The 11,371-nt window shown below is 44.1% G+C and carries 7 protein-coding genes and 2 pseudogenes; 3 read left to right on the top strand and 6 right to left on the bottom strand.

Annotation, left to right across the window (positions count from 1 at the left end):
* The first annotated feature begins 60 nt into the window (after positions 1-60).
* Positions 61-354 carry a hypothetical protein gene (locus N39L_RS18575; RefSeq protein WP_006619980.1) on the top strand — a complete coding sequence of 98 codons (294 nt, stop codon included), beginning with the start codon at positions 61-63 and terminating at the stop codon, positions 352-354.
* Positions 355-482: 128 nt separating this feature from the next.
* Here the strand turns inward: N39L_RS18575 and N39L_RS18570 are convergent, their stop codons facing one another.
* The 5 genes from N39L_RS18570 to N39L_RS18550 all read right to left on the bottom strand — a co-directional run bounded on the left by N39L_RS18570 (position 483) and on the right by N39L_RS18550 (position 9,170).
* Entirely contained in the window at positions 483-2,174 is a 1,692-nt protein-coding gene (locus N39L_RS18570) for a hypothetical protein (RefSeq protein WP_014276009.1), read from the bottom strand.
* Positions 2,175-2,439: 265 nt separating this feature from the next.
* Positions 2,440-2,751 (bottom strand): RNA-binding regulator, encoded by a 312-nt coding sequence (rbp, locus tag N39L_RS18565; RefSeq protein ID WP_006619982.1) that lies wholly within the window; start codon positions 2,749-2,751, stop codon positions 2,440-2,442.
* 298 nt (positions 2,752-3,049) lie between these two features.
* Positions 3,050-4,858: a signal peptide peptidase SppA gene (gene sppA, locus N39L_RS18560; protein ID WP_006619983.1), complete on the bottom strand. Its 1,809-nt coding sequence runs from the start codon at positions 4,856-4,858 to the stop codon at positions 3,050-3,052.
* A gap of 635 nt (positions 4,859-5,493) precedes the next feature.
* Entirely contained in the window at positions 5,494-8,037 is a 2,544-nt protein-coding gene (locus N39L_RS18555; RefSeq protein ID WP_014276008.1) for a tetratricopeptide repeat protein, read from the bottom strand.
* 458 nt (positions 8,038-8,495) lie between these two features.
* Positions 8,496-9,170, bottom strand: coding sequence for a HEAT repeat domain-containing protein (locus N39L_RS18550; RefSeq protein WP_006616170.1), 675 nt, complete (start codon positions 9,168-9,170; stop codon positions 8,496-8,498).
* Positions 9,171-9,247: 77 nt separating this feature from the next.
* Between N39L_RS18550 and N39L_RS18545 the strand changes: the two are divergent.
* Both N39L_RS18545 and N39L_RS18540 read left to right on the top strand, forming a co-directional pair.
* Positions 9,248-9,818: pseudogene (locus N39L_RS18545) on the top strand (IS607 family transposase); the annotation flags it as partial.
* Positions 9,819-9,945: 127 nt separating this feature from the next.
* A pseudogene (locus N39L_RS18540) lies at positions 9,946-10,923 on the top strand (RNA-guided endonuclease InsQ/TnpB family protein).
* Here the strand turns inward: N39L_RS18540 and N39L_RS18535 are convergent.
* The gene (locus N39L_RS18535; protein WP_014276004.1) at positions 10,880-11,365 is read right to left on the bottom strand and encodes a transposase; all 486 of its coding nucleotides are present in this window, start codon (positions 11,363-11,365) and stop codon (positions 10,880-10,882) included. The pseudogene N39L_RS18540 and the gene N39L_RS18535 sit on opposite strands and share 44 nt — an antisense overlap.
* Positions 11,366-11,371: the final 6 nt, after the last annotated feature.

Raw genomic sequence — 11,371 nt, 5'->3', positions numbered from 1 at the left:
GATTGATATAGGCTGAGAATCTTGCTAAATTTTGATAATTGTTAGAGAGGATAACCGATAATGAAAACCATTCATGTTGTCTTAATTGCCGTTGCTACTGCCTTATTTAGTGGTGGTATTGGCTTTGTCGGAGGTACGGCGATCGGAGGTATTGGCGGTGCGGCTGCCGGGGTTTTGTTGGGTATATGTATCACCGCAGAAACTGCTCAACAAGAGGGTATTTTAACTCCCGAACAAGCTGATAGTCTGGTAGGTACAATGCGCCAAAATGCCGCCACCCAATGGGATATTCCACCAGAGGATTTAGAGCAATTAAACTGCGATCGGATTACTCAAGATTTACGTTCTGAGTAATTCACAATAACCCCAAGCAGCCATCGCACTAAACATTACCCACCCCCTAAATTCCTCTCACCGGGGAGAGGTACTTCGCAGGCTTATGGCATGATTACTGAAACGGCAATCAAAACATTATCAACTCATCATCCTGGGTTATTTAAAATACATTTTGTATCAACAATCCACCAATTAGGCTGCTCAAAAACCCTGCATATATTAACCTGTTGATATAACGCAAATTGCGAATTATTTTCCAGTAAATTTAATGCTTTTTGACCTTCCGAAAAAATCAGCATCCAGTGATTATTTTTAATATATTCAGGCGAAAAAGCCGCCGGGTCAATCAGCCAAAAATCCACATTATATTGATTAATGAAATCCTGAAGTGTCTGCAAATCATCCGTATAGTGAGCATTAATCATATCCAAAGTTCTCGCCAAAATTTGATTATAATAACCCAAGTGATAAGGGATAGCATATTCTCGCGCCATCAAAACAGTTCTTTGAGCAAAAGTTGGCAGTTGGTCAGCCTCTGCTGACAGAGAAGCTATGACAATATCTGGGGGTTGCTGTTGGAAGAAATCATAAACTTCTGTCATTCTACCTTTTTCATATCTCACCAATGGAAAATAAGGCACGAAAGCCGGATATAATAGGACAATTCCCACCATAATAGCCATAAGACTCCCCGCCAAATATCGATAAAATCTATAGCCGTAGTTATGTTTAAAGACTCTCAGGAGTGTATCCCATATTAAAGTCAAAGATATGGCTGTTAAAAGCGCAATAATAATCCGAAAACTGAACTCAGTATATCGACCGGGAAGGTGTAGCCTAAACAAAAGTGCATGGGATGCAAAAAACATCAAAACCGATGATATGAATAATTGCAATAATACCCAAACCTGGGGTGTAATATATCTCCCTAGGGGAAACTGTCTCGGAAATATTAGTAAAAATGGCAGTAATAAAGCCACACATTGAGTAGCGGGGGTAAATAGGGAACTGTGAAACATTCCGCTACGTCTTCCGGTGAACCAAATATCCATCAAATTATCGTGAAAAAACCTACTCCGTCCCCCCTCGAAAAATTCGGGAGAATTCATGGCTTCGGCGCGAGTAATGGTCGGACCAAATTCTGAGGAGGTGATAATATATGGAAGTAATACTATGAACGCGACCAATAAACCCCAAGCTAAAATTTGATAATCGCGGTTATTTTGGGTTAGCTTAAAGCTGCGATTTTGCCAATTAATAACTCTCAATATCAGCATTATAGCAGCCATGAAAACATACTGAGGATAAAATAAGCCAATAGCTGCTACTGTGACACAAACACCCAGCCGAGAATGTCTAACTAGATAGTATAAAAAGGCGATGAAAATCGGGTTAATAAATGCTCTGGGTGTTCCTGATGCTAAATCGTCTTTTAACCATAAGGCTTGATTGATGATTAAACAGCCGATAAATCCTGTGGCTGGAATTGGTAAAATCTCAAGACATAACCTGAAAAAATAATAAGTAACAAATAATCCTAAAATTGGTGGGATAATTTTAGCTAAATCAAAGGGGTTTATTCCTAAGATAATACCTAGTTTATAAACTATAGTATATCCCCGGGGAGCTACAGATTGAAAATAATCGGCTATTAAATCATTGGGAAACAGGTTGGGGTCAATGAACCGCAACATCCAAAAAATGTGCTGTCTTGCGTCATTATGGACTAAATTGGGTTCCGCAAAGGCTTGTTTTAGCGATAGAATACCGTAAATGCTGGCTAAACTCATGCTGAGGAAAAGCCAAAATAGGGTCTGGGATGTTGTATATTTTTTCATATTTCCATGGAAACAAAAAAAGACCCCTACAACAATGAGGGGTTTTGATTAACTTAGTAATTTAGTAATTCAGAAAGTTTCTGAGTATTGCACAATCTGGAATAATTCAGTTACCCCAGACGTGGAAAGGTATCTCTCAAAGCCTTCAACACAATGTTGACAGCGCACGACTGCACAGCACTAACTCTTAACAATTATTAAGCTGAAACGCGAAATTGCTAGATAAGCTGTAAGACTTATTAAAAGAAGTGAGGAAGTGAGACCCTTAGGACCGACGAGAGTAACCGCCGCCACCACGACGACCGCCGCCGCCGCCGCCAAAGGAGCCACTATTTTCGCGAGGCTTGGCTTTATTGACTCTCAGATCACGACCGCACCACTCAGCACCATCAAGAGCATCAATGGCTGATTGTTCTTCAGCTTCTGTGTCCATTTCTACGAAGCCAAAACCACGCATACGTCCGGTTTCTCGGTCCGTGGGTAGTTTGACACGCTTAACTGATCCATACTCTGCGAACACAGCAGTTAGATCATCTTCTGTAACCTCATAGGACAGGTTACCAACGTAAATCGACATAAATTATCTCCAAAACCAGAGTTTCGTAGGGAGTGAGGTTCTCGGAGAGAAACTTGCCAGCATTGAACGTGAAAAACTCGTTGATACTTGAAACAAAAATACTACAACCGATACTTAATTCTCCATTGACTAGAGTCTAGCACCTTAACTGATTATTTGGGAATAGGTATTATTACTTTTTTAGAAAAATTTAAGATTTGGTCGGCATATCCTAGTAGGGGCGCGCCTCCGCAGTCAATTAAATTTCTCCACCGGAATTGTCGTCAACCCGCCCCACACCACGATCATTGGGTTGGATCTAATCAATCTGTAAGTTAAAGGGTAACCGGGTATATATTCCCCTAGGATCATTGAGATGCCTAAGCACGGATAACTCATGATAGAGTTGGAGCAGTTCCCTGGTCAGAGGGTCTGCTTGGGTGGCTTCGGTTCGCAGGCTTTCTAGCAAACGTTCCTCAAAACTAGGAATTCTGGGATATTCGGCGAGTTTCCAATCATCACCCAGTTCGGCTTTTTCGGCTACAGCAGCGATCGCATCTTGTAAACCCCCCAACTGATCAACTAACCCCAAGGCTTCAGCTTGTACCCCCGACCAAACCCGACCCTGAGACATTTCCAAAACTTCCTCTTGTGGTAAATCTCTCAATTGGGCGACGGAAGAGACAAACCGCTGATAAATGAAATCAACCATCTGCTGAACCTTCTGTAGTTCCTGGTCTGTTTTGGGACGGGAGATAGAATTAAGATCAGCAAAGGGTCCGGTTTTCACACCATCCCAGGTAATGCCATTCTGGTTAGCAATATCCTGAGCATTAAACAGCAGTCCAAATACACCAATGGAACCAGTGACCGTAGTGGGTTCAGCGAAAATGCGATCGCTCCCCATAGCAATCCAATAACCACCGGAAGCGGCGGCATTCCCCATAGAAACTATAATGGGTTTTTCCTCTCTGGTCAATTGTACTTCTCGTGCGATGACCTCGGAAGCGGTAGCGCTACCACCGGGACTATTGACCCGCAGGACAATTCCTTTGACCCGATCATTATCCCGTAGCCTGCGTAACTCTTCGCTAAAGCGATCGCCGCCAACTTGACCAATCCCCCCGCGACCATCGACAATTTCACCATCAGCGTAGACTACAGCAATGATATTGCGACTGTTGGGATTACCAGCCCAACTTCCCTTAACTTGAGGAGTTCTCGAATATTCCTGGATCCCCACCCGTCGAAAAGGTTGTCTTCCCTCCTCCTTTTCTTCGGTCAATTCGCGCAGTTTAGCGGCCACTTCATCTCTATGGGCGATATGATCAACCATTTCGCGATCCTTCGCATCTGCAGCCATTAAAAATCCGTCCTGATTCACAATTTGCTGCAACTGTGCTGTAGTCAGACTGCGACTAGATGCGATCGCCCCGGTAAACTCACCCCACAAATCTCCCAATAACTGCTGCATTTGCTGTCTATTTTCCGGGCTCATCTCTTGGCGCAAAAAAGGTTCAACAGCAGACTTATATTGACCAACCCGCGTCACCTGTACCCCAATCCCGAACCGTTCCAAGGCTCCCGCCAAAAAGACGCTTTGAGAACTAAACCCGCTCATCTCCACCGTACCCATGGGGTGGATAATGATTTGATCAGCTACTGAACCCAGGTAATATTCACGCTCGGTCCAGTCAGTATCATAAGCAATAATAGTTTTACCGCTCTCTTTAAACCCTTCCAAAGCCCGACGGACTTCCTTTAAATTCCCAAACCCTGTGGGAGTTGTACCACTACTGCCTTGCAGATACAGCCCGACAATTTTATCATCCTTACTCGCCCGCTCAATAGTTTCTAGGACTACCCGCAATGGCAAGAACCTAGCCCGATCTTCTCTCAGGGTCTGTCCTATGGCGATCGATGGTGTTGGCGGCGGTGCTGTGTCCGCTATACCCACAGACAGGTCTAGCACCAATACTGATTTATCTCTTAGGGTTGTTTGTGTACCCCTCGAAGCACTAACTACTACTAAAAACGCGATTCCCCCCATGCCAAATGTGATGACTAGGAACAGTCCCAGTAAATTGCCAACTACACTGGCTAGGGTATATTTCAGAAACTCTTTCATGACTAGCTCTTACCCAGCCGGGGACGGTTTGCTCTGGCTGCATTGGGGTTAATCATAACAAAATACCACAGTTTATATTGGATCAGCCACCATCGACTCAAAACACTTCCATATCAATTTTTAGCTTAGGGGTTGACATTATCCTATTTTTGCTGATATCCTCAAATGTATGTGTTATATTTTTTGCATATGCTGTCAAAATTTTGTTAGCAATATCTCAATTTTATAATAAGCATATAAAGATTTTCCCGAAATTGTCAACCCCCTGCCTCCCCAAACCCCGGCAAACATAAGTTAATTTAATGTTTTTAGGAGAATAATTTTAATATTTAAAAAATTGTAAATATTCATTACATTTTTATTGCTACTTATTCTTAAATAATTGACGACAGAATGGGGGTTGTGGTAAATTTGAAAAAATAAAAATCCACTGGGGTTTTGTCAACTCACCAAAATATCCTCTGTAAGCCTGATTCTATGGTGGCACTTGGGCGGTAATGGGGTAAATTTTGACTTTGGCGATGCACCAATTTTGGCGAAAATTGTGGCGCTGGAAAATCCGCCCCTTGACAAAATACACTTTTTGTGATTCATGGATTTGACCAAAGCCCCTCAAAGAAACCTAGTTTCTCAGCCTACTGCAAGCTTCTCAGGCTGTTCATAGCTCCTTGATATCCGGCATTATTGTCCTGTTTTCGATAGAGGTTAGCAGCGGTTTGCCAGTCGGAACCGGCTTTTTGCTTTTCTCCTAAAACCTTGTAAGCATCACCGCGATTTTTGTAGGCTAGAGCATAATTCGGGTTAATTTCAATAGCGCGGTTGTAGTCGGCTATGGCTGCTTCATAATTTCCCTGGCTCCGGTGAGCAAAACCCCGATTGTTGTAGGCATTATGATAATTCGGGTTAATTTCAATAGCGCGGTTGTAGTCAGCTATGGCTGCTTCATAATTTCCCTGGCGGCGGTGAGTAAGACCCCGACCGTTGTAGGCTAGAGCATAATTCGGGTTAATTTCAATAGCGCGGTTGTAGTCGGCTATGGCTGCTTCATAATTTCCCTGGCTCCGGTGAGCAAAACCCCGATTGTTGTAGGCATTATGATAATTCGGGTTAATTTCAATAGCGCGGTTGTAGTCAGCTATGGCTGCTTTATAATTTCCCTGGCTCCGGTGAGCAAAACCCCGATTGTTGTAGGCATTATGATAATTCGGGTTAATTTCAATAGCGCGGTTGTAGTCAGCTATGGCTGCTTCATAATTTCCCTGGCTCCGGTGAGCAAAACCCCGATTGTTGTAGGCATTATGATAATTCGGGTTAATTTCAATAGCGCGGTTGTAGTCAGCTATGGCTGCTTTATAATTTCCCTGGCTCCGGTGAGCAAAACCCCGATTGTTGTAGGCTAGAGCATAATTCGGGTTAATTTCAATAGCGCGGTTGTAGTCGGCTATGGCTGCTTCATAATTTCCCTGGCGGCGGTGAGCAAAACCCCGATTGTTGTAGGCTAGAGCATAATTCGGGTTAATTTCAATAGCGCGGTTGTAGTCGGCTATGGCTGCTTCATAATTTCCCTGGCGGCGGTGAGTAAGACCCCGACCGTTGTAGGCTAGAGCATAATTCGGGTTAATTTCAATAGCGCGGTTGTAGTCGGCTATGGCTGCTTCATAATTTCCCTGGCGGCGGTGAGCAAAACCCCGATTGTTGTAGGCTAGAGCATAATTCGGGTTAATTTCAATAGCGCGGTTGTAGTCGGCTATGGCTGCTTCATAATTTCCCTGGCGGCGGTGAGCAAAACCCCGATTGTTGTAGGCTAGAGCATAATTCGGGTTAATTTCAATAGCGCGGTTGTAGTCGGCTATGGCTGCTTCATAATTTCCCTGGCGGCGGTGAGTAAGACCCCGACTATAGTAGACAGTAGCATCATTGATATCAATTTCAAGAGGGCGGTTGTACTGAGAGGAAGTATCTGACCTTGCAGTAGGCTCTGTTGTTGAATTATCCCTAAATGTATTTACTCCTACAACAGCTATACCAACCAAGCAAATAACTAGGCCGGCATTTTGCCAAAAACTTTTCCAGGGAGATATGGCTGTTGACGCTTTTTGTTTTTGTGCTATCTGTGGGGACGACTCAGGTACTAGCTTAGATTCCCCAGAAAAGTTGATTTTTGGTAAAGTTGGCTCTGAAGATGCTATAGCAAAGTTAACAGGTATTGGATGATCATAAATATTAGATATGGTTTCATTATTAACAGACAATTGAGTAGAAACTGGAGGAGGTTTTGGTGTAACTATTTCAAGAACAGAAGGATTGAGAGCATTAATAACCTCTTGAGCTGATTGATAACGATGTTTAGGCATTTGATGAGCTAACTTGTCAATAATATTGCCTAATTCCTCACTAACCACTTTCCCATTCAGATAATCTCGCCATATCCACCGATTATTAATAGTATCATATAAATCAAATGGACTGACTCCTGTGAGTAAGTGCATACAAGTTACACCTAAACCGTATAAATCGCTCACCAATAAAGGTTTTCCCAAGGACTGTTCTGGTGCACAATATTCGGCTGAACCTATTATAGTTCCGTCAACATTAATATGTGGCTTTTTGACTACTTTGGCAGAGCCAAAATCTACGATAAACAGCTTATTGTCAACTGTACTTATGATCATGTTTTCTGGATTAATATCTCTATGGATTACCTGCTTACTATGCACAAAATCCAAAATTTCTAATACCTCTAGTAGAATTTCTCTAATCTGTGGTTCTGAGAAAGTACCATTCTGGTCAAGCTCCTCTTTTAGGGTATCACCGTTGACAAATTCTTGAATCAAATATTGTCGATTATTGACTATAAAATAAGCGATTAAATCAGGTATTTGAGAATGCTTGCCCAACTCCTCAAGCCTTTCTGCTTCCTGTGCAAATAACTGGGATGCGTTTTCAATAGTATCTGTTCCTTGGGCTTGAGGTAAAAACTGTTTAATCACACAGAAGGGTTGAGAAGGCTTATCTGTATCATTAGCTAAGAATGTGCGACAGAAACTACCTTGACCTAAAATTGAGCGTGGTATATACCTTTCTTTCAGGATTAACCTATTACCACATCTATGGCAATATTGGAAATGACTGGGGTTAGGGTGGAGACAGCCTGGGTTCAGACAGTAGATGGTGTTCATGGTCTGATGGCACGAAGATTAAACTATCTGCTGTAGCAAAGCTTACTTATCAGATGTTGCTACAGCTCAACTTCTTCATTATAGATCAGTTATTAAAATAGGTCTAGAAGAGCATGAAACGATCGCCTATGATAATTTCATGGGCTTAACATATCTACTAACTTGATTTTTTATTCAATATATCAACAGCCAGCTAACAAAGAAACCAGGTTTCTACAGAAATTTTTGATAAGCAACCAAAGCCCATCAAAGAAACCACACTTAATCACATCATTGTTTGATTTTTTATTCAACACAGAAAAAACGCCGCCGCCAGCCACGGAAACGGTTGACAAATCAAGAGCGATCGCCTATTATAGTGTCGTGGGGGTGATATGTCTTGTTGCTTGATTTTTTAGTCAACACATCAACAATAAAGAAACGGGGTTTCCAGGTAAAAGAAACCCAGTTGTAACGGTCTATAATGACTCTGTTAGGCGGTCAATAGAAATCATAGCCGCCTCAGCCACTTGATGATGACTGTCTTTAGCCAAATATTTAAGGGCTGATAAGCTCTTAGGGCTAGGTAAATTTCCCAGAGCTTCGGCTAGACGCTGGCGAATTAACCAATCATCAGACTGAGCAAACTTGAGGATATGGTCTATAGCTTCGAGGTCGTGAATTTCACCTAAAGCAGCGATCGCCGCCTGTTGCAAAATCACCATATCACTATTAAGGGCAGACATCAAAACGTCACGGGCGCGGATATCCTTCAAATTGCCGAGAGAGACAGCAGCACTAAAACGCACTAGCCAGTCGGTATCCTCATAAAAAGCGCGCATGAGGGGTTCAACAGCCCTAGAGTCCCCCAAATACCCCAAAGCCCCGGCAGCATCAGCGCGAATGCCATAGTCGGGGTCGGTTTCTAATAATTTTACCAGAATCGGATAACATTCGTCAGTTTGTTTAATCCCTAGGGCGAAAACAGCCATTGACCGAATTTGTAGGCTTTTATCAAAGAGAACCTTCTTAATTAGGGGAACAGCTTGCTCTGGGGATACCTCGCGCAAGGAAGCTAAAGCTAACATCCGATCGCGGGTATTATCGCTGTCTAACTTACGGGAAATTTGGTCTAGGGGAATAATTACACTCATGAGAGCAACTTATTAAAACTTTACATGGGGAATTTTTTCTATCCTATCTTAAAACTTTGAACAAGAAAAAGCCCCGCCTGAACAATCAATCAGCGGGGCCTGCGGCCCAAATCCTTGGAGTCCATGAAAGAACACTCCGCAGATGGGACGAAAATGGCTCAATCGAGACCATCAGAACCCCCGCTGGGCAACGACGATACAACGTTGAGTCATATTCTGATGCCATCACGCAGTGACAAACGCAAAGTCGTTATCTATGCCCGAGTTAGTAGCCGCGCCCAGCAGTCCGACCTCAACCGACAGGTGGCCGCACTGTCCAACCTCTACCCCGAAGCAGAAGTCGTCTCCGAAATCGGAGGCGGGCTCAACTTCAAGGGAAAGAAAATGCTGGCCTGACTGGGACAAGTCTTGTCAGGAGATGTCGGCATGGTTGTCGTTGCCCACCCAGACCGATTGGCCAGATGGGGATTTGACTTGTTTCGATGGCTCTGTGAGCAAAACAGGTGCTCACTCATGGTTCTCAACGAGACAAGTCTCAGTCGAGAACCAGAAATGGTTGAGGACATCCTCGCCATCCTCCACTGCTTCAGTTCCCGATTATACGGACGGAGTCAATACAAAACTCAGGTCAAAGAAGATCCTGATTTACCCCAGCCCCGAGCTAAATCAAGTCTGGCGCAAATGGTTGGCCGCTTGTCGGTATTGCTACAACCAAGCAATTGCATTATCTAGGAGTGGTAAACGACTAAGCAAACTGAAATTACGCAACGAAGTGATGCAGAGCGACTTGCCTGCATGGGTCAAAGAAACACCCGGCCATATTCGGCAGAATGCTATCTTTGATGCCTATCTCGCCTTTTCAGCCAGTCCTGGCGCAAGGCCACCGAGCTGTCGGGATAGTTCTCAAGCCATCAAGTTTAACAATGCTAATTTCTCTTCAGGGAGTTGGTATCCAAGACTAACGAAAGGATTAACTTTCATGGTTTCCTAAGCTATCCCTAAAACTTGTGTTCAAGGGACTCAATTAGTCTTAGCCAAGGGGCGGTGGTTTGCGGTGTTTCCTGAACCTGTCGCCATCACTCCGACTGACGCTACTGGCGTGATTGCATTAGCTCCGGGCGTCCGAACTTTCATAACCGGGTTTGATGGTTCACGATTTCTGGAATTGGGCTCCGGAGATATAGGACGCATCACTCGGTTATGTCAACATTTGGATGATTTGATGAGCCGAATCGCCAAGGAACCCTGTCGTTCAAGGAGGCGACGGATGAGGCAAGCGGCTCAACGAATGAGAACTAAAATCCGGAATTTAGTGGATGAGGCCCACAAGCAAATTGCTCATTACTTGACTAATGACTACAGCATAATTTTTCGGCCGACCTTCGAGACTTCCAACATGGTTGCCCAAGCCAAGCGGAAAATCAAATCCAAGACTGCCCGAGCCATGCTGACATGGGCGCATTATCGATTCAAACTAACCCTGAGACATCAAGGGGAAATAACTGGAACCACAGTTGTAGATGTGACGGAAGAATACACCAGCAAAACCTGTACTCACTGTGGTCATGTGCATTCCCAGCTAGGTGGCTCAAAAGTGTTCCGATGTCCTGAGTGTGGGTTCACTCTACCCAGGGACTGGAACGGTGCTTTTGGAATCTTTCTAAAAGCTTTGCGGGATACCGCCTCTGTTACCTTAACGGGTAATAGTGCTATCGTCGCATTGTCAGGCAATAGCCGGATAAATGTCGCGTAAATGTATCAGACTGAGCCTCTGGTGATTTGGGAAGGCAATCGTAGGGGGTTGTCGCGATCGCACCTCCGCCCGGTTTCTGTTCGCGATGTGTCCCCCTCTCGATTGCCCGAACAACAAACTGATGTAAGGTCGATCGCGCCTCTTTACTTCCGGTGAAACTGCTACGAGTGTCAGCCTTTCCAGATTGCACTTGAGTAGCGCCCAACCCGCACAACTGCCGGAATCGTCCCATGGCTTTAGACTTGGGAAGGCATTTAAACATCTCATCAAAGGGTACGATCCGAGTGAGTAGCCAGCCCCGTTCGCGGGAACCAAAACCGAACTTATCAAACACCCGGTGGTAACAATCAAACTTCAGGGTAGTGCAGCCTAACATCTCCTGCTCTACCATCGCCTCCGACTGATGCCACATACAAATCTGTTGGGCTAGTCGGGCAGTCACTTCACT

The sequence above is a fragment of the Limnospira platensis NIES-39 genome, from assembly GCF_026000695.1.
Taxonomy (GTDB): Bacteria; Cyanobacteriota; Cyanobacteriia; order Cyanobacteriales; family Microcoleaceae; genus Limnospira; species Limnospira platensis.
Note: the sequence above shows the minus strand (reverse complement) of the source record. Positions and strands in the feature narration are given on the sequence as shown.

Excerpts from the sequence above, each read along its gene's own strand:
- N39L_RS18575 (WP_006619980.1), top strand. The coding sequence starts at position 61 with ATGAAAACCATTCATGTTGTCTTAATTGCCGTTGCTACTGCCTTATTT.
- N39L_RS18570 (WP_014276009.1), bottom strand. The coding sequence starts at position 2,174 with ATGAAAAAATATACAACATCCCAGACCCTATTTTGGCTTTTCCTCAGC.
- rbp (WP_006619982.1), bottom strand. The coding sequence starts at position 2,751 with ATGTCGATTTACGTTGGTAACCTGTCCTATGAGGTTACAGAAGATGAT.
- sppA (WP_006619983.1), bottom strand. The coding sequence starts at position 4,858 with ATGAAAGAGTTTCTGAAATATACCCTAGCCAGTGTAGTTGGCAATTTA.
- N39L_RS18555 (WP_014276008.1), bottom strand. The coding sequence starts at position 8,037 with ATGAACACCATCTACTGTCTGAACCCAGGCTGTCTCCACCCTAACCCC.
- N39L_RS18550 (WP_006616170.1), bottom strand. The coding sequence starts at position 9,170 with ATGAGTGTAATTATTCCCCTAGACCAAATTTCCCGTAAGTTAGACAGC.